The 22,074-nt window shown below is 67.3% G+C and carries 20 protein-coding genes and 1 riboswitch; of the genes, 8 read left to right on the top strand and 12 right to left on the bottom strand.

Translation table 11 applies throughout. The features are described from left to right. The first annotated feature begins 6 nt into the window (after nt 1-6). The 3 genes from EAH76_RS12870 (at nt 7) to EAH76_RS12875 (ending at nt 2,368) form a co-directional block, all read left to right on the top strand. Nucleotides 7-1,593, top strand: a complete 1,587-nt coding sequence (locus tag EAH76_RS12870) for a GMC family oxidoreductase (RefSeq protein ID WP_140850678.1) — start codon at nt 7-9, stop codon at nt 1,591-1,593. A 17-nt stretch (nt 1,594-1,610) separates the two neighbouring features. Next, nucleotides 1,611-1,760 (top strand): hypothetical protein, encoded by a 150-nt coding sequence (locus tag EAH76_RS24160; RefSeq protein WP_170208024.1) that lies wholly within the window; start codon nt 1,611-1,613, stop codon nt 1,758-1,760. Between the two features lie 27 nt (nt 1,761-1,787). Next, a riboswitch (ZMP/ZTP riboswitch) is annotated at nt 1,788-1,867 on the top strand. A gap of 15 nt (nt 1,868-1,882) precedes the next feature. Continuing rightward, a complete protein-coding gene (locus tag EAH76_RS12875) occupies nt 1,883-2,368 on the top strand; it encodes a protein tyrosine phosphatase family protein (protein WP_140850679.1) in 486 nt (161 codons plus the stop codon). A gap of 94 nt (nt 2,369-2,462) precedes the next feature. Here EAH76_RS12875 and EAH76_RS12880 read toward each other — a convergent pair whose 3' ends face one another. The 8 genes from EAH76_RS12880 to EAH76_RS12915 all read right to left on the bottom strand — a co-directional run bounded on the left by EAH76_RS12880 (nt 2,463) and on the right by EAH76_RS12915 (nt 8,163). Then, entirely contained in the window at nt 2,463-3,881 is a 1,419-nt protein-coding gene (locus EAH76_RS12880; protein ID WP_140850680.1) for an ammonium transporter, read from the bottom strand. 101 nt (nt 3,882-3,982) lie between these two features. Further along, the gene (locus EAH76_RS12885; RefSeq protein ID WP_140850681.1) at nt 3,983-4,321 is read right to left on the bottom strand and encodes a P-II family nitrogen regulator; all 339 of its coding nucleotides are present in this window, start codon (nt 4,319-4,321) and stop codon (nt 3,983-3,985) included. Between the two features lie 149 nt (nt 4,322-4,470). Next, nucleotides 4,471-4,674 carry a DUF2007 domain-containing protein gene (locus EAH76_RS12890; protein WP_140850682.1) on the bottom strand — a complete coding sequence of 68 codons (204 nt, stop codon included), beginning with the start codon at nt 4,672-4,674 and terminating at the stop codon, nt 4,471-4,473. Continuing rightward, complete coding sequence (locus EAH76_RS12895; RefSeq protein ID WP_140850683.1) at nt 4,671-5,249, bottom strand: pyridoxamine 5'-phosphate oxidase family protein; 579 nt, start codon at nt 5,247-5,249, stop codon at nt 4,671-4,673. The genes EAH76_RS12890 and EAH76_RS12895 overlap by 4 nt, the downstream gene beginning before the upstream one ends. Before the next feature lie 18 nt (nt 5,250-5,267). Continuing rightward, nucleotides 5,268-6,203 (bottom strand): DUF5996 family protein, encoded by a 936-nt coding sequence (locus tag EAH76_RS12900; protein WP_140850684.1) that lies wholly within the window; start codon nt 6,201-6,203, stop codon nt 5,268-5,270. A gap of 11 nt (nt 6,204-6,214) precedes the next feature. After that, nucleotides 6,215-6,484, bottom strand: a complete 270-nt coding sequence (locus EAH76_RS12905; protein ID WP_140850685.1) for a hypothetical protein — start codon at nt 6,482-6,484, stop codon at nt 6,215-6,217. After that, nucleotides 6,481-7,911: a metalloprotease TldD gene (tldD, locus tag EAH76_RS12910; protein WP_140850686.1), complete on the bottom strand. Its 1,431-nt coding sequence runs from the start codon at nt 7,909-7,911 to the stop codon at nt 6,481-6,483. The genes EAH76_RS12905 and tldD overlap by 4 nt, the downstream gene beginning before the upstream one ends. Nucleotides 7,912-7,929: 18 nt before the next feature. Beyond that, a complete protein-coding gene (locus EAH76_RS12915) occupies nt 7,930-8,163 on the bottom strand; it encodes a zinc-finger domain-containing protein (RefSeq protein ID WP_140850687.1) in 234 nt (77 codons plus the stop codon). Nucleotides 8,164-8,386: 223 nt separating this feature from the next. Here EAH76_RS12915 and EAH76_RS12925 point away from each other — a divergent pair, with 223 nt between their 5' ends. The 5 genes from EAH76_RS12925 (at nt 8,387) to EAH76_RS12945 (ending at nt 16,644) form a co-directional block, all read left to right on the top strand. Next, nucleotides 8,387-9,310: an ABC transporter ATP-binding protein gene (locus EAH76_RS12925; protein ID WP_140850688.1), complete on the top strand. Its 924-nt coding sequence runs from the start codon at nt 8,387-8,389 to the stop codon at nt 9,308-9,310. Nucleotides 9,311-9,424: 114 nt separating this feature from the next. Continuing rightward, the gene (gene nadB / locus EAH76_RS12930) at nt 9,425-11,005 is read left to right on the top strand and encodes an L-aspartate oxidase (protein WP_140850689.1); all 1,581 of its coding nucleotides are present in this window, start codon (nt 9,425-9,427) and stop codon (nt 11,003-11,005) included. Nucleotides 11,006-11,154: 149 nt separating this feature from the next. After that, complete coding sequence (locus EAH76_RS12935; protein ID WP_241659684.1) at nt 11,155-12,258, top strand: serine hydrolase; 1,104 nt, start codon at nt 11,155-11,157, stop codon at nt 12,256-12,258. A gap of 70 nt (nt 12,259-12,328) precedes the next feature. Further along, nucleotides 12,329-15,085, top strand: a complete 2,757-nt coding sequence (polA, locus tag EAH76_RS12940) for a DNA polymerase I (RefSeq protein WP_140850690.1) — start codon at nt 12,329-12,331, stop codon at nt 15,083-15,085. 8 nt (nt 15,086-15,093) lie between these two features. Then, nucleotides 15,094-16,644, top strand: coding sequence for a lipopolysaccharide biosynthesis protein (locus tag EAH76_RS12945; RefSeq protein WP_140850691.1), 1,551 nt, complete (start codon nt 15,094-15,096; stop codon nt 16,642-16,644). Here the strand turns inward: EAH76_RS12945 and purH are convergent. The 4 genes from purH to EAH76_RS12965 all read right to left on the bottom strand — a co-directional run bounded on the left by purH (nt 16,616) and on the right by EAH76_RS12965 (nt 21,994). Then, nucleotides 16,616-18,181 (bottom strand): bifunctional phosphoribosylaminoimidazolecarboxamide formyltransferase/IMP cyclohydrolase, encoded by a 1,566-nt coding sequence (gene purH / locus EAH76_RS12950; RefSeq protein ID WP_140850692.1) that lies wholly within the window; start codon nt 18,179-18,181, stop codon nt 16,616-16,618. The genes EAH76_RS12945 and purH overlap by 29 nt on opposite strands. Nucleotides 18,182-18,249: 68 nt before the next feature. Further along, on the bottom strand, nt 18,250-19,959 hold the full coding sequence (locus EAH76_RS12955; RefSeq protein WP_194151010.1) for a heparinase II/III family protein: 1,710 nt from the start codon (nt 19,957-19,959) through the stop codon (nt 18,250-18,252). A gap of 52 nt (nt 19,960-20,011) precedes the next feature. Continuing rightward, on the bottom strand, nt 20,012-20,674 hold the full coding sequence (rpe, locus tag EAH76_RS12960; RefSeq protein WP_140850694.1) for a ribulose-phosphate 3-epimerase: 663 nt from the start codon (nt 20,672-20,674) through the stop codon (nt 20,012-20,014). A 45-nt stretch (nt 20,675-20,719) separates the two neighbouring features. Continuing rightward, nucleotides 20,720-21,994, bottom strand: a complete 1,275-nt coding sequence (locus EAH76_RS12965) for an RsmB/NOP family class I SAM-dependent RNA methyltransferase (protein ID WP_140850695.1) — start codon at nt 21,992-21,994, stop codon at nt 20,720-20,722. Nucleotides 21,995-22,074: the final 80 nt, after the last annotated feature.

Below are 22,074 nucleotides of genomic sequence, written 5' to 3' on the forward strand. Positions count from 1 at the left end.
GAGCGCGTGGAAGAAGCCGATATCGTGGTCATCGGGGGCGGTTCGGGCGGCGCGGCGGCGGCCGGGCGACTGAGCGATGAGGGTAAATTCTCGGTCGCCTTGCTCGAGGCGGGCGGCCGCAACACGGGGCTCCGGACGCGCATCCCCGCCTTCCTCGCCTTCCAGACCGACAAGACCAATTGGAATTACGAGACCGTCCCGCAAGCCGGGCTCGGCGGCAGGCGCGGGCACCAGCCGCGCGGCAAGGGGCTCGGCGGGTCGAGCGCGATCAACGCGATGATCTACATCCGCGGCAACAAATGGGATTACGACAATTGGGCGGCGCTCGGCTGCCCCGGCTGGTCGTATGATGACGTGCTGCCGTGGTTCAAGCGCTGCGAGCACAATGTCCGCGGCGGCGACGCCTATCATGGCGGCGACGGCCCGCTCTGGGTCAGCGAGCAGCACCACGCCAATCCGGGCAGCCTCGATTTCGTCGAAGCCGGTGCGTCGCTGCAGATCCCGCGCAACGCTGATTTCAACGGCGCGCGGCAGGAGGGGATCGGGCTCTATCAGGTGACGCAGAAGGGCGGCGAGCGCTGGACCTCGGCGCGGGCCTATCTTGGCGACGCGCCGGCCAATCCGGCGCTGCACGTGCTGACGGGCGTCACCGTCGAACGCGTGCTGTTCGAGGACGGGCGCGCCTGGGGCGTCGCCTATCTGCAAGGCGGCGAGGCCAAGGTGATCCGCGCGCGCAAGGCCGTCGTGCTCGCCGCCGGGGTGTTCGGCACGCCGCAGATCCTGATGCTGTCGGGGATCGGGCCCGCCGCGCATCTCCACGAACACGGCATCGCGGTGCGGATCAATCGGCCCGCCGTCGGTGCCAATTTGCAGGACCATATCGATTATGTCGCGGCGTTCGAGACGCCGGGGAAAAGCTTCGTCGGCAATTCGCTCAAGGGCAAGCTCGATATGGCGGGGGCGCTGTTCCAGTGGCTGCGCAAGCGCGAGGGGATGATGACGACGCCGTTCGCCGAGGCGGGCGCCTTCCTCACCACCGATCCGGATGCGCCGGCGCCCGACGTGCAACTCCATTTCGTCGTCGCGGCACTCGAGGATCATGGCCGCACCCAAGTGCCGGGGCATGGCTATTCGTGCCATGTCTGCGTGCTGCGCCCCGAAAGCCATGGCACGGTGCGGCTCGCCTCGGGCGATGCGCGCGCGGCGCCGCTGATCGACCCGGCTTTCTTGAGCGATCCGCGCGACATGGCGACGATGATGCGCGGGGTGCGCGCGATGTACCGCATCCTCGAGGCGCCGCCGCTGAGCGACCATCAGGGCCGCGACCGCTATCCGATCGACCTGCGCGACGACGACGCACTCGAACGCCTGATCCGCGCGCGTGCCGACACCGTCTATCACCCGGTCGGCACCGCGCGGATGGGATCGGACGATGCCGCAGTGTGCGACCCGCGGCTGCGCGTGCGCGGGGTCGAGGGGCTATACGTCGCCGATGCCTCGGTGATGCCCAAGCTCGTCTCGGGCAACACCAATGCCCCGTCGATCATGATCGGGGAACGCTGTGCCGATTTCGTGGCGGCGGATCTCGGCTGATCGGATAGGGATGCGGCATGGACCGCAAGGATTGGACTCGGATCGGGCTGGCGGCGGCAGTGGTGTTGGTGCCGGGCGGCTTTCTGCTCGGCGCCGCGCTCGCCGCGCAGCGGTTGCGCGAGAAGGCGCGCGACAAGGCCGCAGTTCCGCCCGACGAGGTGGCTTGAGTGCAGTTCCGCGCGCGATTAGGATAAGCGCGTTCGCGTGACTGGCGAAGCAGGTGGGGCACCACCGTGGAGCGCGAACGCGGCCGCCGCTCGCCTGGGCACCCTTGCTCGAAAGGAGCCCAATGCGCGACCCCGTCGATATTCCGAACTGGTATCGCCTCGACGATCACTTGACGACATCTGGCCAGCCGAGCAGCGAACAACTCGCGCAGATCGCAGCGCTCGGCGTTCGCGATGTCATCAATCTTGCCTTGCACGATCATCCACGCGCCTTGCCCGACGAAGCGGCCACGGTCGCGGCGCTGGGGATGGCCTACACCCACATCCCGGTCGCGTTCGATGCGCCGACCACGGCGGATTTCGAGCGCTTCTGCGCGGTGATCGAGGAGATCGGCACGCGGCCGGTGCACGTCCATTGCATAGTCAACGCGCGCGTTTCGGCCTTTCTGTATCGCTATCGGCGCGAACGGCTCGGCTGGGACGAGGCGCAGGCGCGCCCGGCGCTCGACGCGATCTGGCGGCCGGGTGGGGTGTGGGCGCGCTTCATCGGCGACACGGCGAGCGAGCCTCTTCCCCACCACATGACGACCCCACCACCGCAGACATAAAAAAGGGCCGGTGCGTCGCCGCACCGGCCTAGGTCGTCCGCAGGAGGAACATCGTGAAGGGGGCGGATCGTTCGGGGTCCGCCCCCTAATCTGGTCAATAATTGTAGGCGCGCTCGCCATGTTCGGAGATGTCGAGACCTTCGTGCTCGACTTCTTCCGAGGGGCGGATGCCGACGGTGTATTTCAGGATCAGGAAGAGGACGGCCGAGACGCCACCCGACCAGACCAAGGTGATCGCGACCGCTTCGGCCTGCGTCCACAGCTGGGTCGCCATGTCGTACACGCCGGGCTTGGCGACCGCGGCGGTGTAATCGACCCAGCCCTGGCCGCCGAGCTTGGGATCGGCGACGATGCCGGTGCCGAGCGCACCGAAGATGCCGCCGACGCAGTGCACGCCGAACACGTCGAGCGAGTCGTCATACTTGCCCCAGCTCTTCACCGTGGTGACGAAGAAGAAGCAGAGCGGCGAGACGAGCAGACCGAGGATGATCGAGGTCATCGGCGAAGCGAAGCCCGAGGCCGGGGTGATCGCGACCAAGCCGGCGACCGCACCCGTCACCGCGCCGAGCAGCGACGGCTTGCCGTGCTTGATCTGGTCGATCACCGCCCACGACACGCCGGCTGCAGCCGTGGCGACGAAGGTGTTGATGAAGGCCAGCGCGGTCAGGCCGTTCGATTCGAGGTTCGAGCCGGCGTTGAAGCCGAACCAGCCGACCCACAGCAGGCTGGCGCCGATCATCGTCATGGTCAGCGAGTGCGGCGGCATCGGCTCCTTGTTGAAGCCCGCGCGCTTGCCGATCACGAGGCAGCCGACCAACCCGGCGATACCGGCATTGATGTGGACGACGGTGCCACCGGCGAAATCGAGCGCGCCCTTGCCGTAAAGGAAGCCGAAGTCGGTCGGCGCGTTGGGGAGGAAGTCCGGGCCCGCCCAATACCACACCATGTGCGCGATCGGGAAATAGACGATCGTCATCCACGCCACCATGAAGATCATCAGCGGGGTGAACTTCACGCGCTCGGCAAAAGCCCCGACGATCAGCGCGGGCGTGATGCACGCGAAGGTCATCTGGAAGCAGATATAGGCATATTCGGGGATGTAGACGCTGTTCGAGAAGGTCGCGGCGAGCGAGTTGGCATCGACGCCCTTGAGGAACAGCTTGCCGAACCCGCCGACGAACTGCGATCCGCCGGTAAAGGCCATCGAATAGCCCCAGCTGACCCATACCAAAGCCGCGATGCAGACGATCATGAAGACCTGCATGAGGACCGAGAGCATGTTCTTGGTGCGGACGAGACCGCCGTAGAACAAGGCCAGGCCGGGCACCGACATCATCAGCACGAGCACCGACGAGGTCAGCAACCAGGCGGTGTCACCCTTGTTGACCATCGCCGCGGTCGGCACGAATGGCTTGGCGGCGGCCGCTGCGGGCGCCTGTGCCCAGGCCGGGAGCGCCGTCAGCAGCGCTGCGCCGGCGAGGCCTGCCAGACCCAATTTGGTCGATCGATTCATTGCTACCCCCCTCAGTCCGCTTGCGCGGGTGGTTTCGTTCGCGGCGCTCACAGCCTGCATCTCGTTCGCGGCGCTCACAGCGTGTCTGTCGTTCGCGGCGCTCACAGGGCCGTCTCGTCGGTTTCGCCGGTGCGGATGCGGACAGCCTGTCCGACATCGAGCACGAAGATCTTGCCGTCGCCGATCGCGCCGGTGTTGGCCGAGGCCTGAATCGCTTCGACGACCTTGCCAGCTAGGTCGGAGCCGCAGACGACCTCGATCTTGATCTTGGGCACCATGTTGGTGCTGTATTCTGCGCCGCGATAGATTTCGGTCTGGCCCTTCTGGCGGCCGAATCCCTTGACTTCGGTAACGGTCATTCCCGCGACGCCGATCTCGGTGAGCGCCTCGCGCACCTCGTCGAGCTTAAAGGGTTTGATGATGGCAATGACGAGCTTCACGCGCGAACCCCCCTATTTGTTATTGGTCCTGGGGAGTAACCTGCAAAGGGCGTGCCAGACGCGCCATGCCCGGCAACGGGCGCACAAAAGCGTCCGCAAAGCTTACCGACTCGTAAATTTTTGTGCAGTTGCGAACTGCTGCCCAAGAATCAGGCAGACTCGGCAAGAATCCTGCGGCCTGCATCCACATCCTCTTCATCGACCATCACGCGGACGGGAATGAAGAACTGGCTGCCATCGGTAATGCTGGCATTGCCGTCGAGCGCGAGCGCCATGATGCCCTCGGACTCGAGCCGTCCGACGACGATATAGGCTTCGTTGCGCGCAAACTTGCCGAGTTCGACCAGACTCATCGCCTGTTGGTCATTTCGGGCGGATCGAACGCCGGCAGGATCGTCTGGACGCGCACCGGCAAGCCATCGATGCTGTGCGTGCGCTGGGCAATCACAGCGAGGCGCGCGTCGGGATCCTGCTGCGCATGGAATTTGACGAGCGTGTCGCGTTCACGATCGAGCGTCATGCGCGGGACGCCCCAGCCGCAGCTGGTCTGGACGCTATCGACGGTGATATCGAACACCTGCCGCGCTCCGGCGAGCCGCGGGAACTGCGCTGCCACCGCGTCGAAGCCGGGTTCCCCCGCAACGATGAAGCTCCCCGTGCCGTAAAGCCGCAGGATCAACGCGGGATTGTCGAACGCGCAGAACATGATCGTGATGCGGCCATCGGCGACAAGATGCGCCTGCGTCTCGTTGCCCGACCCGCCGAGATCGAGATAGGCGACGCGATTGGGGCCGAGCACGCGGAAGCTGTCCATCCCCTTGGGGCTGAGGTTGACCCGCGCGCCCGCCGCAGCGGTCGCGACGAAGAAGACGGGCTGATTTGCGATGAAGGCGCGGTGCGGATCGCCAATGGCCGAGAACATTTCCATGGCGGCCGCGTAGCACTTTCAGACGATGCGGGGAATCCGGCGCCGACCGAGCGGGCATTCGAGCGCGTCGCGGTCCCAGGCGGCGAGATCGGCAGCGGCCTCATAGGTCGATTGGCAGAAAGCGAGCAGCGCGGCGCTCGGGTCGGCGGCCGCGCGGACCGTGGCATAGTCGAGCAGGAATTCGCCGAGCTCGGCGTTCCAGCGCGCTTCGGCGGGTTCGATTCGGGCCTGCGCATAAGCGGCGGGCGAGGGGTAGGAATAGGCATAGAAGGCGGCATGCGGATAGGCGTCGCTGCCCGGCCAGAAGCCGACACTGGCTTCCTCATGGCTATAGGCCTCGCACGTCACCGCATCGGGCAGGCCGGGAAAACCGCCGGGATGGCGCGGTGCCGCACGGCCCGAAAAGCGCGTCGCGGCGAGATCGAAGCTGCCCCAGAAGAAGTGGACGGGCGAGGCCTTGCCGAGAAAGCCCGTGCGGAATTCGCCGAAGACGCGCGCGACCTGGATCAGCGCGCGCCAGAAGGAACGGACGGCGTCGGCATCGTACGGGCGTTCGGCCGTATCCTCGGCGAAGGGCGGGACGTCGGCCATTTCGCTGGGGACGCCGTCGAATTGTGCGGGTACGTCGAGCTCGGTGAGGCAGGTGATCACGCTCTGGTGGAAATGCGCGATGCTGCCCGGGCCGAGTCCGATCCCGCGGCTGCGTCCGTCGCTGGTCATGAAGACGAGCCGATCGTGGAGCAGGTCGAACTCGATCTCGAGGATCCGGTCGCCGAGCGGAATCGCCGATGTCGTCAGCCCGCGCGCCGAGACGTAGAGCGGCACGTGCCAGCTATGGTTGAGCCACGGGGTGAGCGCGAGCCGCACCTTGCCGATGATCTGCGTACGGAGTTGCAGCGCGATCGCGGTTTCGCGCCAGGCGGTCCAGTCGAGTTCGGGCCAACTACCGACCATTCCGCAATCTCCTAAGCGCTTGGCACGCTCGCGTGAATTTCGATGACCTTGCACGCGATTGCTTCACTGCGTCCTGAACTTACGGACAACCCCATATGATCGAGTTCCAGCCAGGTCAGATAGTCGGCGATATCTTGCTCTGTCGCTCCGCTATGCAGTGCAGTGAACACCCGAAGCGCGTAGCTATCATATTCGTCGGCGGCTTCCGGAAATTCTACAACACCGATGGGATCCCATTCATGCAGGAAGAGATGCTTGATCGCTTCCAGCTTTGGAATCACATCGCGGTCCCGCCGACGGTGAGCCCGGCGACCAGCAAGGTCGGCTGCCCGACGCCGGCCGGAACGCTTTGCCCGCCCTTGCCGCACATGCCGACGCCCTCGTCGAGCGCGAAATCGTTGCCGATTCCCTCGACGCGAGTGAGGCAGGAGGGGCCGTCGCCGATCAGTGTTGCGCCCTTGATCGGCGCGCCGATGCGGCCGTTCTCGATCTTGTACGCTTCGGTGCAGCTGAACACGAACTTGCCCGAGACGATGTCGACCTGCCCGCCGCCGAACGACTTGGCGAAGATGCCGTTCTTCACGCGGCTGAGCAGCTCGGCCGGATCATCCTTGCCGCCGCGCATGAAGGTGTTGGTCATCCGCGGCATCGGCGCGTGCGCGAAGGATTCGCGGCGGCCGTTGCCGGTCGGTGCGACGCCCATCAACCGGGCGTTGAGCCGGTCCTGGATATAGCCTTTCAGGATGCCGTCCTCGATCAGCACGTTTTCCTGCGTGGGCGTGCCCTCGTCGTCGATCGACAGCGAGCCACGCTTGTCGGCGATCGAGCCGTCGTCGACCACAGTGACGCCGGGCGCCGCGACGCGCTCGCCGATCCGGCCCGAGAAGGCGCTGGTGCCCTTGCGGTTGAAATCGCCCTCAAGCCCGTGGCCGATCGCCTCGTGGAGCAGGATGCCGGGCCAGCCCGGCCCGAGCAGCACGGTCATCTCGCCGGCGGGGGCGGCGACCGAGTCGAGATTGACGACGGCTTGCGCCAGCGCCTCGTCGATCGCGCGGTTCCAGGTCGCGGGGGCCATCAGCTCGTCGTAGAGATAGCGGCCGCCGAGCCCGAACGTCCCCGTCTCGCGCCGGCCGTTCTGCTCGACCACGATCGAGACGTTGAGGCGGACGAGCGGCCGCACGTCGGTGGCGATGAAACCGTCGGCGCGGACGATCTCGACGACGTTCCAGCTGCCCGACAGCGAGACCGAGACCTGCGCGACGCGCGGATCGCGCGCGCGCGCGGCGGCGTCGATCGTCTGGCAGAGGTTCACCTTGTCGGCGAAGGGGACCAGATCGAGCGGGTCGGACGCGGTATAGAGGTGGCGGTTGGTCGCGCGCGGCGGGCCGGCCTTGGGCGCGCTCGACGGGTCGATCAGCGCCATCGTCTCGCTCGCGCGCTTGATCGCGGCGGCGCTGAGCTCGTTGGCGTGCGCAAAGGCGGTCATCTCGCCCGACACGGCGCGCAGACCAAAGCCCGAATGCGTGTCGTAGCTCGCGGTCTTCAGCCGACCGTCGTCGAAGCCGAACGCCTCGGACTTGCGATATTGCAGGTAAAGCTCGCCATCGTCGGCCTTGCCGAGCGCGGCGGCGGTGAGCCTTTGCGCTTCGGCCGGGTCGAGCTGGCCATCATGATACAAGAACGCGCGGGGGTCTGTCGGACTGGTCATCCGACGAATATAGGCAGGTTAAAGCCCTGCGCCATCCCCGTGATCGTGCAAAGTCGATGGATCGACACCGTCGGCGGGTCCGCCGATCAGCACGAAGCGGCGGTCGCAATAGCCGCAATCGACATAGCCGCTCTCGTCGATTTCGAGAAAAACGCGCGGATGGCCGAGGCTTGCGCCACCGGGAATGTCGGTCGCGCCGTCACAGATGTTGCGGGCATGCGTTACGCGCAGAATTTCGGGCGGTGCGATCATGGGCGTGCGTGTAGCAAGGTCGGTGCTGCGCTTCAACGCCCCTTGTCCCCTGCGGCTTACCGGACGGGCTCCTTCTTGCTCCCCTCCCGCTTGCGGGAGGGGCTGGGGGAGGGCCTTGCCGCGAAGCGCGGCCCCTGCGGCACGCCCCTCCCCTAACCCCTCCCGTAGGCGGGAGGGGGATTTTACGCTTTGCGCGCGGGCCGCGCGTGCCTAGAGCCGACTCATGACCGAGGCCGCCATCTCCATCGCGAACCTGTGCAAGACCTACAAAGGCGGCAAGCGCGCGCTCGACGATGTTTCGTTCGACGTGCCCCGCGGCCAGATCTTCGGGCTGCTCGGGCCGAACGGCGCGGGCAAGTCGACGCTGATCAACATCCTCGCAGGGCTGGTCAACAAGACCAGCGGCAATGCCACGATCTGGGGCTTCGACACCGACCAGCATCCGCGCAACGCCAAGGCGTCGATTGGGATCGTCAACCAGGAGATCCTGTTCGACCCGTTCTTCACGCCGATCGAGACGCTCGAGATCCAGGCTGGTCTCTACGGTGTCCCCAAGGCGAAGCGTCGTTCGATGGAATTGCTCCAGGCGGTGCATCTCGAGGATAAGGCGAACGCCTATGCCCGCACGCTGTCGGGCGGGATGAAGCGGCGGCTGATGGTGGCGAAGGCGATGGTCCACACGCCGCCCGTGCTCGTGCTCGACGAGCCGACCGCGGGGGTCGACATCGAACTGCGCCAGCAGCTCTGGGCCTATGTCCGCCAGCTCAACGCGCAGGGCGTGACGGTCGTGCTGACGACGCATTATCTCGAGGAAGCCGAGCAGCTCTGCGACCGGATCGCGATCATCAACCACGGCAAGCTCATCGCCAACAAGCCGACGCGCGAGCTCGTCGGGATGGCGACTGAGAAACTGGTCGAGGTGACGGTCGACCGCGACGTCGCGGTGCCGCCGAGCGCGGTGTGCTTCCAGAAGATCGAGCTCAAGGGGACGCGCACGCTCGCGATCACCTATGCCAAGGACAAGGTGAATGCCGGCGAGGTGCTCGCTGCGGTGCAGGCCGATGGGTACGGGATTGTGGACGTATCGACTCGCGAGGCCGATCTCGAGGACGTGTTCCTCAATCTAACGAGGGCTTCGAATGCGTAGTCGCCTCCCCTCCCTGGAAGGGAGGGGCCGGGGGTGGGTCGGCCCGAGTGGTGACCCAGCGCCCGCCCCAGACCGACCCACCCCCAACCCCTCCCTTCCAGGGAGGGGAGCACGATGACAAAAACCTCCGACGTCCTCATCATCGGCTCGGGTGCCGCGGGCCTCACCGCCGCGCTCAACCTCGCCGACCGCTTCAAGGTCACCGTGCTCGCCAAGGGCGCGATGAACGAGGGGTCGACCGCCTGGGCGCAGGGCGGGATCGCCGCGGTGCTCGAGGAAGGCGACACGTTCGAGAGCCATATCGAGGACACGATGATCGCGGGCGCGGGGCTCAACGACCGCGCGACGGTCGAGTTCGTCGTGACGCAGGCACCCGCCGCGATCGCGCGGCTCGAGGAATTGGGTGTGCCGTTCGCGACCGAGGGGAACGCGCTCCACCTGACGCGCGAGGGCGGGCATAGCCATCGCCGCATCGTCCATGTCGCCGATGCGACCGGCTGGGCGGTGCAGGAAGCGCTGCAGCGCGCCGCGACCGACCATCCCAACATCACGCTCGTCCCCGACATGGTCGCGATCGATCTCGCGACGGGCAAGCATGAGGAGCGCTATTCGGGCGCGGGCCACGTGTGGGGCGTCTACGCCGTCAACCGCGCGACCGGGCGGGTCGAGGTCTACACCGCGCGCGCCACGATCCTAGCAACCGGGGGCGCCGGCCGCACCTATCTCTTCTCGACCGCGCCGCGCGGCGCGACCGGCGACGGCATCGCGATGGCATGGCGCGCGGGCTGCCGCGTCTCGAACATGGAGATGATGCAGTTCCACCCGACCTGCCTCTACAATCTCGAGGTCAAGAATTTCCTGATCACCGAGGCCGTGCGCGGCGAGGGCGGACACCTGCTGATCCCCGAGACGGGGTATCGCTTCATGCCCGATTTCGACCCGCGGCTCGAGCTTGCGCCGCGCGATGTCGTCGCGCGCGCGATCGATCACGAGATCAAGCGCTTGGGGCTCGACTACGTCCATCTCGACATCAGCCACAAGGGCGAGGCGTTCATCCGCGAGCACTTCCCCAACATCCACGAAAAGCTGCTCGGCCTCGGCATCGACATGACCAAGGAGCCGATCCCGGTGGTGCCCGCACAGCATTACACCTGCGGCGGCGTAGTGGTCGATCTCGACGGGCGGACCGACCTGCCCGGCCTCTATGCGGCGGGCGAGTGCAGCGAGAGCGGCTTGCACGGCGCCAACCGCCTCGCGTCGAACTCGCTGCTCGAATGCTTCGTGTTCGGTGAGGCGTGCGCCAACCATATCGCCGAGCATTGGGACGACCTCCCCGCGCCGCCGCCGATCCGCGCGTGGGACGAAAGCCGCGTCGAGGATTCGGACGAAGAGGTCGTCATCAAGCAGAACTGGACCGAGATCCGGCGCTTCATGTGGAATTATGTCGGGATCGTGCGCACCACCAAGCGGTTGGAGCGCGCGCAGCATCGCATCCGGATGCTCACCGACGAAGTGAACGATTATTACGGGCATTTCCGCGTGACGCCCGATCTCATCGAGCTGCGCAACCTGCTCCAGACCGCCGAATTGATCGTGCGGTCGGCGCTGCACCGGCATGAATCGCGCGGGCTGCACTATACGCTCGATTATCCTGACTTGCTCCCGCAAGCGATCGACACCATTCTGGTTCCGTAGATCAACGGAATAGACAGTTCCCGGTGCGATATCGTCTTGTCCCGCCAATTACGCGCTTGGTCGCAAGGGGAGGGGCGAGGGATATCCCCACCACAATCTGGCCTTACCGCCAGGATCGAGTGTGGGTTAGAGTATCGGGACTAAACACGGTGTTGCGTATCCTTCCCTATCGATTGCCCAAGCCTGTTGCAGCCTTGCTCCTGACCGCCGCTTTGTGTGCGTGCGGGCAGGATGCCAATGTGCATCTCGCCCGGGTCGTTCCGTCGGCATCGGGGCCTGCGCCGTTCGCGCGTCCCCAGGCGACCCCCGCGCAGCGCCCGGTTGCGGCACCGTCGGCGCTGGCGACCAGCGTCGCAATTCTCGCGCGGCAGTTCGATGGTCGCGTCGGGATCGCGGTGCGCAGCATCGATCGCGGCTGGAGCGTCGATGCCGGCGGCGAGCAGCGCCTGCCGCAGCAGAGCGTCAGCAAGCTGTGGGTGGCGATGACGGTGCTCGATTATCGCGACCGCGGGCGGCTCCGGCTGACCGATCCGGTGACACTGTACCGCGACGACATCACGCTGTTCCATCAGCCGATCGCGGGTCTGATCAAGGGCGATCAGGGCTATCCCACGACGGTCGGCGAACTGCTTCAGCGCGCGCTGACGATGAGCGACAATACCGCCAACGACCGCTTGCTGCGCTATGTCGGCGGGCCGAATTCGGTGCGCGACTTCATCCAGCGTAAAGGGTTGGGCGACATCCGCTTCGGGCCGGGTGAGCGCCTGCTGCAAAGCCAGACCGCTGGCCTGGTGTGGCAACCGTCCTACGCCTTCGGCAACGGCTTCATGATCGCGCGCGATCGGCTGCCGCGCGCCGACCGCATCGCCGCGTTCGAACGCTATGTCGCCGACCCGCCAGACGGTGCCGCGCCGGTGGCGATCGCCGGCGCGCTCGCGCGGCTCAAGCGCGGCGACCTGCTCTCGCCCGAATCGACCAACTATCTGATCAGCACGATGGAATCGTCGCACACCGGCAAGCAGCGGATGCGCGGCGCGGTGCCGCCGGGCTGGAGCTTCGGCCACAAGACCGGTACGGGGCAGGATCTTGCCGGGCGCACCGCGGGCTATAACGATGTCGGGCTGCTGATGGCGCCCGATGGCAGCGGCTATGCGATCGCGATCATGATCGGCGACACGCCGCGTCCGATCCCGGCGCGCCAGGCGCTGATGCAGGCGGTGGTGGCGAGCGTCGTCGCGAACCATCGCGGCTAACCGCGGATAAGCGCCGAATGGCGTGACGCGGGGGCTTTGTGCTTCCCGAAGCTTGGGCTATCCCCGCCAAATGCCGCATCTCTATCTTGTCGATGGCTCGGGATACATTTTCCGCGCCTATCACCGCCTCCCCCCGCTCACCAACAAGCATGGCGAGCCGGTCGGCGCGGTCTATGGCTATACGACGATGCTGTGGAAGCTCGCTGACGAGGTCCATGCCGCCGACGGCCCGACGCACATGGCGGTGATCCTCGACAAATCGTCGAAGACCTTCCGCAACGATCTGTACGACCAGTACAAGGCGCACCGTCCCCCGCCGCCCGAGGACCTCGTCCCGCAATTCCCGATGATCCGCGACGCGACGCGCGCCTTCTCGCTGCCGTGCATCGAGACCGAGGGATTGGAGGCCGACGACATCATCGCCTGCTATTCGCGCGCCGCGCTCGCGCAGGGGTGGGAGGTGACGATCGTTTCGTCCGACAAGGATCTGATGCAGCTGATCGAGCCCGGGCTCGACATGTACGACACGATGAACAACCGGCGGCTGGGCGCCGAGCATGTCGCGGAGAAATTCCACGGCATCACGCCGGCGCAGCTCGGCGACGTGCTCGCTCTGATGGGCGACAGCGTCGATAACGTGCCCGGCGTCCCCGGCGTCGGCCCGAAGACCGCCGCCAAGCTGATCCTCGAACATGGTACGCTCGAAGCGGTGCTCGGCGCCGCCGCGGGGATGAAGGCAGGCAAGCTGCGCGACAATCTGATCGAACATGCCGACATGGCGCGGCTGTCGAAGGAACTCGTCACGCTGAAATGCGACGTTGCGCTCCCCGAACCGCTCGAGGATCTCGAGCTCAAGGGCATTCCCGACGCCCCCCTGCGTGCCTTTCTCGAACATCACGGCTTCCGATCGCTGCTCGCGAAACTGTCGGCGGTCGCCGATGCGCCGGTGCCCGCGCCGAAGTCGGTGCCGACCGAGCAGGACCCGCCGTGCGATCACGACGGCTATGAGACCGTAGTTGACGAAGCCGCGCTCGACAGCTGGATCGCCGCGGCACGCCACCAGGGGTGGATCGCGATCGACACCGAGACGACGGGGATCGACGCGACGCGCGCTGAGCTGGTCGGGGTGAGCATGGCGTTGCAGCCGAACAAGGCGTGCTACATCCCGCTCGCGCATGGCGGATCGGGGCTGTTTGCCGAGACGCCGGTGCAGCTCGACCGCGATGTCGCGCTCGCCAAGTTGAAACCCCTGTTCGAGGACCCCGCGGTGCTCAAGATCGGGCACAACCTCAAATACGACATGATCGTGCTCGGGCGGCTGGGGCTCTCGGTCGCGCCGCATGACGACACGATCCTGATGAGCTTCGATCTCGATGCGGGGCTCCACGGCCACAGCATGGACGAGCTCGCCGCGACGCACCTCTCGCACAGCTGCATCGCGTTCAAGGACGTCGTCGGCGTCGGCAAGTCGCAACGTAGCTTCAACGAAGTCGATCTCGACGCCGCGACGCGCTACGCGGCGGAAGATGCCGACGTCACGCTGCGGCTGTGGCGGCGCTTCAAGCCGCGGCTCGTCGCCGAGAGTGCGACGCGCGTCTACGAGATGGTCGATCGCCCGCTCGCGCCCGTCATCGCGCAGATGGAGATGCACGGCATCAAGGTCGATCGCGAAAAGCTGGCCGCGCTCTCGACCGACTTCGCGTACCGCATCGGCGCGCTCGAGGTCGAGATCCATGCGCTGGCGGGCGGTGCCTTCACGATCGGCAGCCCCAAGCAATTGGGCGACGTGCTGTTCGAGCGGATGGGGATCAAGGGCGGGCGCAAGGGCAAGTCGGGGGTCTATTCGACCGACGTGACCGAGTTGGAGCGCATCGCCGCAGACAAGGATTCGCCCGGCAAGGAGATCGCGGCGAAGGTGCTCGACTGGCGCCAGCTATCGAAGCTCAAATCGACCTATACCGATGCGCTCCAGGCGCAGATCAACCCGGCGACGGGGCGCGTCCACACCTCCTACTCGCTCACCGGCGCGCAGACCGGGCGGCTGTCCTCGACCGACCCGAATCTGCAGAATATCCCGATCCGCACCGAGATCGGCCGGCAGATTCGTGATGCGTTCGTCGCCGAACCGGGCAATGTCCTGCTCGCCGCCGACTATTCGCAGATCGAACTGCGGCTCGCCGCGCACATGGCCCACGTGCCGGCGCTGAAGCAGGCGTTCTCGGAGGGCGCCGACATTCACAGCCTGACCGCGATGGAGCTGTTCGGCGAGGTCAATCGCGACACGCGCGGGCGCGCCAAGACGATCAACTTCGCGATTCTCTACGGCATCAGCCGGTGGGGGCTAGCCGGGCGACTCGACGTGACCGCGGACGAAGCGCAGGCGATGATCGATCGCTATTTCGAGCGCTTCCCCGGCATCCGCAACTATATCGCCGCGACCACCGAGTTCGTCCGCGAGACCGGCTATACCGCGACGCTGTTCGGGCGGAAGACGCACTTCCCGCGGATCAAGTCGAAGGTGCAGCACGAGCGACAGGGCGCCGAGCGCGCCGCGATCAACGCGCCGATCCAGGGTACCTCGGCCGACATCATCAAGCGCGCGATGGTGCGGATGGGACCGGCGCTCGAAGCCGCCGGGCTGGGGCATGTCCGGATGCTGCTGCAGGTGCACGACGAACTCGTTTTCGAGCTGCCCGAAGGCGATGTGGCCGCGGCCAAGCCGATCATCGAGCATGTCATGGCGACCGCCGCCGGGCCTGCGATCGTGCTGAGCGTGCCGCTCGGCATCGAGATTGGAACGGGCCTGAGCTGGGGCGCGGCGCATTGACGACGACGATGGGATTCGAGTCCCCAGTAAGCGGGCGTACCACCGAAGAGATCGATGCGCTCGCCAAGGGCGGGCGCACCAATATCATCGGGTTCGTGATGCGGCTCGTCGCGCGGCTGCCGTTCCTGTTCATCGCCGGACGGCTCTACGGCCCCGACACGCTCGGGACCTTCGCGCGCGCGGTGCTGTTCGTCGAAGTCGCGGCGTTGCTCGCGACCTTCGGCTTGAAGCGCGGACTCGCGCTCGCGATTTCCGAGAGCGAGCGGCCGCATGTCCAGATCGTATGGGATTGCCTCGTCGTCGCGGCGATCGCTTCGGGCTGTGCGAGCGGCATATTGCTGCTGATGCCCGACGTGATGTTCCATGGCGGCAATCCGTCGGCGCTCGAGCGGCTGCTGCCGTGCATCATCGTCGCGAGCGCCTGGTCGGACATCATGCTTGCCGCCCTCGCCTATCGCCGCAACGTCCAGGCGACGGTGACCGCGCGCGCGGTGATCGAGCCGTGGACGATTTCGATTGCCGCGGGCTTGCTGTATCCGATCGCGCCGCATGACGGGCTGGTGCTCGCCTACATGCTGTCGATGGCCGCGGCGCTCGTCGCGTCGATCGTGCCGTTCATGCGTAGCTATGGCCGGCCGCATGGCTGGCGGCTGCACCCCGGACGCACCTTCGCGCTGATCCGCCGCAATGCGCCGCTCGCGGGCGCCGATGCGCTCGAATGGGGGACGCGCAACGTCGATCGCTCGATCCTGTTCCTGATGTTCGAGCCGCGCATCGTCGGCATCTACTGGATGGCGCAACAGGTCGCGTCGATTCCGGGCAAGCTGAAGACGAGCTTCGACCCGATCCTCGGCCCCGTCATCACCTCGAGCCTCGCGCGTGGCGACACTGCAGGCGTGGCGAGCCAAGTGCGCCAGGTCGGATTCTGGATCCTCGCCGCGCAAACCGGGCTTGCCTTGATGGGCTCGATTCCGGGCGAAGCGGTGATGGGGACCGTCGGCCCGCAATTCGTCGCGGGGACCGCGGCGCTCGCGTTCCTGTTGCTCGCCGAGGCGGCGGCCTCGACCGGCGCAGTATGCGAATCTGCGCTCGTCTACATCGCGCGCGTACAGAATGTCGCGATTTCGATCGGGATGCTGCTGTTCCAGGTCGCGCTCAGCTTCGCGCTGATCTTCGCGATGCAATGGGTCGGCTGGCCGGTCGCGTATCAGGCGGCGGGGCCGGCGGTGGCGCTGTTCGTCTCGGTCGGGATCACGTCGATCATCAAGTCGACCTATCTGTCGCGGCTGCTCGGCGCAGGGGTCGCGGGCTGGCGCTGGCCGATGCTGTGGGCGGTGCTCGCCGCCGGAACGGTCGGCGTGGCGTTCACCTGGTTGCCGCACCGCCTCGAATGGGCTGAACTCGCGATCGGCGAGCCAGCGATCGCGGGGGTCTATCTGTTCGTGCTGTATCGCTGGGCGGCACGTCCCGAGGATCGCGCGCTGTTCCGGCGCAAGGCGGGCGAGACGCCCACCTTGCCCGTCACCGGCCTCAATGTCGGAAGTGACGCACCCCGGTAAACACCATCGCGAGGCCAGCCGCATCGGCGGCGGCGATCACCTCGTCGTCGCGGATCGAGCCACCGGGCTGGATCACCGCGGTCGCACCCGCCTCGACTGCGGCGAGCAAGCCGTCGGCGAACGGGAAGAACGCGTCCGAGGCGACCGCCGAGCCGATCGTCCGCGGCGTCGGCCAGCCAGCCTTGTCGGCGGCGTCCTTCGCCTTCCACGCGGCGATGCGCGCGGATTCGAGGCGGTTCATCTGCCCCGCGCCGATCCCCGCGGTGCTGCCGTCCTTGGCATAGACGATCGCGTTCGACTTGACGTGCTTGGCGATCGTCCAGGCGAAGCGGCAGTCGATCAGTTCCTGCTCGGTCGGCGCGCGCTTGGTGACGACCTTCAATTCGGGGTTGCTGGCATTGTCGCGCGTCTGGACGAGCCAGCCGCCGGTGATCGCCTTGGCGAGCAAACCGGTGCGGGCGGGATCGGGCAGCTCGCCGGTCAGCAGCAGGCGCAAATTCTTCTTGGCAGCGAAGATCGCCTGCGCTTCCTCGTCGGCATCGGGTGCGACGACGACTTCGGTGAAGATCCCCGCGATCGCGCGTGCGGTCGCGCCGTCGAGCGGGCGGTTGAGCGCGATGATCCCGCCGAACGCCGAAACGGTGTCGCAGGCGAAGGCGGCTTCATACGCCTCGGCGAGCGACGCGCCGGTCGCGACGCCGCACGGATTGGCATGCTTGACGATGACGCAGGTCGGCGCGGCATCACGGAATTCGCTGACCAGGTCGAGCGCTGCGTCGGCGTCGTTGAGGTTGTTGTAGCTCAGCGCCTTGCCCTGCACCTGCCGCGCCTGGCCGATACCGCGCGCGGTGGCGCCGCCCGCGGTGTAGAAGGCCGCCGACTGATGCGGGTTCTCGCCATAGCGGAGCTCGGGACCGCGCTTGAGGGTGATCGGCAGCGTTTCGGGGAACGCCTCGCCCTGGTCGATCGTGCCGAACCATGTCGCGATCGCACCGTCATAGGCAGCGGTGGTCGCATAGGCCTTGGCGGCGAGCTTGCGGCGGTCGGCGAGCGTCGTGCTCCCGCCCGATACCAGCGCGTAATCGGCCGGATCGGTGACGATCGCGACGAAGGCGTGGTTCTTCGCGGCCGAGCGCACCATCGACGGGCCGCCGATGTCGATATTCTCGATCACCTCGTCGCGCTCGGCGCCCTTGGCGACGGTCGCCTCGAATGGGTAGAGATTGACGACGACGAGATCGATCGCGCCGATCCCGTGTTCCTCCATCGATGCGACATGCGCCGCGTCATCGCGCACCGCGAGCAGGCCGCCATGGACGTTGGGGTGGAGCGTTTTCACGCGACCGTCCATCATCTCGGGGAAACCCGTCAGTTCGCTGATATCGCGGACGTCGAGCCCGGCATCGCGCAGCGCCTTGGCGGTGCCGCCGGTCGAGACCAGTTCGACGCCGTGGCCGGCGAGGCCTCGTGCGAGATCGACGATCCCGGTCTTGTCGGAAACCGAGAGAAGCGCGCGGCGGATGGGGATATCGGTCATGGGGCAGGCTCCGGGGAACGTTCGCGCGTCCCCTGCCCGCTCACCCCCCAAGATTCAACCGGCCACGTTCATCCGGCGCGCTTGAACGCCCAGCTGACGTTCGCTCCGCCGGCGGGCGATTCGCCGGTGACGACGAGCTGCATCGTCGCGCGTGGGCGCCCCTCGGCGTCGATCCACACGCTTTCCTCGACCGCGAGCGTCCCGCCGCGGCAGCGGAACTGCCACAGCCCGCCGCCTGGCAAGCGCAGCAGCGCCGCAAGGCCATCAGCGGTCGGAGAGACCTGGATGCCGAGCCCGAGATGGAAGCGGATCGCAAAGCCCGTCGCGGTCAGCTTGCGGCGTTTGCTCGCGGGCAGCAGCATGTCCTCGCCACGCAGCTCGGCGCCGTCGCGGGTCAAGGTCATCTGGCGGCGATGGAGGAAGCCGAAGCGACGTGCATAGCCGTCATGGCTCGCCTCGATCCGGCTGCCGGCATCGCTTTCCTGCCGCGCGAGCTCGACCTCGCCGACACCGCGGCCGAGCGTGCCGTCGGCATGGATCGCGGTCGAATTGCTGTCGCCGACGATCAGCGTCGAATGCGCCGCGGTGGTGCGCAGCCCCTCGCTCAGCGCGGGCGGGAGTTGGACGATCCCGGTGCGCGCACCGCCGCAATTGACGACGATGCGGTTCGGCCCCTCGGACAGTTCGAACGCCAGCGTCGAGGCGCAACCGCCCTCGACCAGCCGCGCGATCGGGGGTGGGGCGGCATCGACGATCGCGACGACAGTGCCCGCGGCGAGCCGCTGATAGCCCCAGTCGCGCGCCTGGCGCAGCGGGCGGGTGCGCACGCCCGAGGCGGCGATGATCTGGTCGAGCGCTTCGGCCCCGATCGGCCCGCCGCCCTGCCAGCTGCTGACATCGCGGTCACCATGACAGATGCCGAGCAACGCCGGCATCAGCGATGCCAGTGCGCTCGCGATGCAGGCGGGTGCCTCGATCTGGCGCGCGTCATACACTTCGCGAAGCGCGGTGAGCAGCATCACCATGTCGACCTGCGCCGATGGCGAGCGCGCGACATTGCCGCCATCCTCGAAGATCGACACCGCCAGCCCCTTGGCGAGCGCCGCCTCGACCGCGCCACGGCGCGGATCGCCGCCGGCGATCAGTAGGCCCGCGGCGACGACGCCGCACAGCGCCGCGATCCGCGGTGCGCCCGGCGCGACCTTCTCGGCACCGCGGTCGATATGGCGCGCGCCGCGCGCGAGCGTGTTGAGCACGCTGCTGCGATAGACGAGATCGGCCGACGACAGGATCAGCGGGGCATGCGCCGTCCAGAACAGGATCCGGCGGCCCCAGAGATCGGCGCGCCAGGCGGGTTCGGAGACCTTCTCGGCATGCGCCGCGAGCCATTTGCGCATCAACGCTTCGGCGATCGGCGTCGCCTGCGCGCGCGTCGCGACGGTCGAAAGGTCGCGCAGCCAGGCGAAGCTGTGGAGATATTCGCTGAAACCGCGCGAGAAATCGGGCTTGGCGAGATCGAGCGCCGCGATCTCGCGACTTTCGCCGCGGAAGGTCAGCGTGCCCTCGAGCAACGCCTTGCCGCGCTTGACGTCGCCGAGGAAGGGGTCGTCGGGAACCGCGGTGAGTTTGAGCGGATGGCGGCCTTTCAGCCGCATCCCGTGGATCGGCGTGCTCCAGGTCAGGCGATGGAAGCGCTCGGAGAGGCGTTCGGCGAGCGACAATCCCTTGTCTCCTCCAAGCCGGACGAGCCGTTTCCCTTCGTCGATGCTGTCGCGCAGCGCGTCGTCGCCCAGGGGGGCGGACGGATCGGGCTGCGGCAGATCGCGGCTCCTAACCACGCAGGCCTGCGATGTTGGCGGCGTAAGCGTCGGGCCCGCCGCGGAAGGTCGCCGTGCCTGCGACCAGTGCATCGGCCCCTGCGGCGATCGCGCGCGGCGCGGTGGCGTGGTCGATCCCGCCGTCGACCTCGAGATCGACGGTGTAGCCGCCCTTGTCGATCATCTTGCGGATCGCCTCGATCTTGCGCAGCGAGCTTTCGATGAACGCCTGCCCGCCAAAACCGGGATTGACGCTCATCACCAGCACCAGATCGACTTCCTCGAGCAGATAGTCGAGCGCCTTGGCCGGCGTCTGCGGCGTGAGCACGACGCCCGCGCGCTTGCCGAGCTGGCGGATGTGCTGGAGGCTGCGATGCGTGTGCGGCCCGGCCTCGACATGGATGCTGATCGTGTCGGCACCGGCATCGGCGAACGCTTCGAGATAGGCGTCGACCGGCGCGATCATCAGATGGACGTCGAGTGGCTTGGTCGTGTGCGGGCGGATCGCCTTCACCACGCCCGGACCGATCGAGATGTTGGGGACGAAATGCCCGTCCATCACGTCGACATGGATCCAGTCGGCGCCTGCGAGATCGATCGCACGGACCTCCTCGCCGAGCTTGGCGAAGTCTGCGGAGAGGATCGAGGGCGCGATGCGGACGGGAAGCTGGCTCATGGTCGTTCAGCCTCTAGCATGGTCGCGGGCGTGGGCAAGCAACGCTTAACCCTGTCGGCGCAAGCGCGCGATGAAGAATCCGTCATTGCCGCCGGGATCGATCATCCCGGGCAAGGTCCGCACCCAGCCGCCGGGATTGGGGGCGATCCCCGCTGGCAATTCGTCCTGCGTGACGGGGACGAGGCTGTAATCGGGGCGGGCGGCGAGGAACTTGGTGAGCTGTGCCTCGCCCTCGGCGGGTTCGAGCGAGCAGGTCGCAAAGACGAGCGTGCCGCCCGGCTTGACCCAATCGGCGGCGCGCGCGAGCAATTTCGCCTGCAGCGCGGCCAGCTCGGTGATCTGCGACGGGCGGACACGGTGGAGCACGTCGGGATGGCGGCGGAAGATGCCCGTCGCGCTGCACGGCGCGTCGAGCAGCACCGCATCGACGGGTGCCGGCGGCGACCAGAGCAGCAGGTCGGCGGTGATCACCGTCGCGGCGAGGTGCGTGCGCTCGAGATTTTCGTGAAGTCGCGCAAGACGACTTTCCGACGAATCGATCGCGGTGACGCTCCAGCCTGCGCTGGCGAGCTGCATCGTCTTGCCGCCGGGCGCCGCGCACAGATCGAGCACGCTGCCCGCGCCCTTGCCGAGCAGCCGCGCGGGGAGCGATGCGGCAATGTCCTGCACCCACCAGCTGCCCTCTTCGAACCCCGGCAGTTCGGGCACATGCGCCGATGGCAGGCGGACATGGCCCGGCAGCAGCGAGACGCCGCGGAGCGTCTCGGCCATCGCGTCGGTCGTCGCGGGGTCGGCGAGCGTCAGGTCGAGCGGCGGCGGCGCGGCCATCGCGCGCTCGGCGGCCTCGATGCCGTCGTCACCCCAGGCGGCGTGCCAGCGGATCGCGACCGGATCCGGCAAGGTCGGCTGTTCGGGCAGCTGATCGCCGCCGCGCATCAGCGTGCCGAATACGCCGTGGACGAGTTTGCGCGGGCCGCCATCGACGAGCGGCAGCACGGTCGAGATCGCGGCATGCGGCGGCGTGCCGAGCGACAGCGCCTGCACCAAGGCGATCCGCAGCGCGAAGCGCGCCTTGGCGTCATCGGGCAACCGCGTCTTGGTTGCCGAGTCGATCAGCGCGTCGAGATCGGACAGGCGGCGCAGCACTTCGGCGGCGATCGCATGGGCGAGCGCCCGGTCGTCGCTGCGTTCGATCCCGGCGGTGGCGCGGCCGATCGCGGCCTCGAGCGGGAGCCCCTGGCGCAAGACGGCGTCGAGCAAGCGGAGTGCTGCACGGCGTGCGGGGACGCCGGGCGGATCGACCGGTTCGGGTTTGGGCATGTAGCGACGTGGCGGCGGAAGGGTCAAAAGCTTGAACTCTGTCTAAAGGCCGCCGATGTAGCGGGGGCGCACCTGTCGTG

Source organism: Sphingomonas glacialis (genome assembly GCF_006439055.1).
Classification (GTDB): Bacteria; Pseudomonadota; Alphaproteobacteria; order Sphingomonadales; family Sphingomonadaceae; genus Sphingomonas; species Sphingomonas glacialis_A.

Coding starts and splice junctions, on each gene's coding strand:
- EAH76_RS24160 (WP_170208024.1), top strand. CDS start 1,611: ATGGACCGCAAGGATTGGACTCGGATCGGGCTGGCGGCGGCAGTGGTG.
- EAH76_RS12875 (WP_140850679.1), top strand. CDS start 1,883: ATGCGCGACCCCGTCGATATTCCGAACTGGTATCGCCTCGACGATCAC.
- EAH76_RS12880 (WP_140850680.1), bottom strand. CDS start 3,881: ATGAATCGATCGACCAAATTGGGTCTGGCAGGCCTCGCCGGCGCAGCG.
- EAH76_RS12890 (WP_140850682.1), bottom strand. CDS start 4,674: ATGAGTCTGGTCGAACTCGGCAAGTTTGCGCGCAACGAAGCCTATATC.
- EAH76_RS12895 (WP_140850683.1), bottom strand. CDS start 5,249: ATGGAAATGTTCTCGGCCATTGGCGATCCGCACCGCGCCTTCATCGCA.
- EAH76_RS12900 (WP_140850684.1), bottom strand. CDS start 6,203: ATGGTCGGTAGTTGGCCCGAACTCGACTGGACCGCCTGGCGCGAAACC.
- tldD (WP_140850686.1), bottom strand. CDS start 7,911: ATGACCAGTCCGACAGACCCCCGCGCGTTCTTGTATCATGATGGCCAG.
- EAH76_RS12915 (WP_140850687.1), bottom strand. CDS start 8,163: ATGATCGCACCGCCCGAAATTCTGCGCGTAACGCATGCCCGCAACATC.
- EAH76_RS12925 (WP_140850688.1), top strand. CDS start 8,387: ATGACCGAGGCCGCCATCTCCATCGCGAACCTGTGCAAGACCTACAAA.
- nadB (WP_140850689.1), top strand. CDS start 9,425: ATGACAAAAACCTCCGACGTCCTCATCATCGGCTCGGGTGCCGCGGGC.
- polA (WP_140850690.1), top strand. CDS start 12,329: ATGCCGCATCTCTATCTTGTCGATGGCTCGGGATACATTTTCCGCGCC.
- EAH76_RS12945 (WP_140850691.1), top strand. CDS start 15,094: ATGGGATTCGAGTCCCCAGTAAGCGGGCGTACCACCGAAGAGATCGAT.
- purH (WP_140850692.1), bottom strand. CDS start 18,181: ATGACCGATATCCCCATCCGCCGCGCGCTTCTCTCGGTTTCCGACAAG.
- rpe (WP_140850694.1), bottom strand. CDS start 20,674: ATGAGCCAGCTTCCCGTCCGCATCGCGCCCTCGATCCTCTCCGCAGAC.
- EAH76_RS12965 (WP_140850695.1), bottom strand. CDS start 21,994: ATGCCCAAACCCGAACCGGTCGATCCGCCCGGCGTCCCCGCACGCCGT.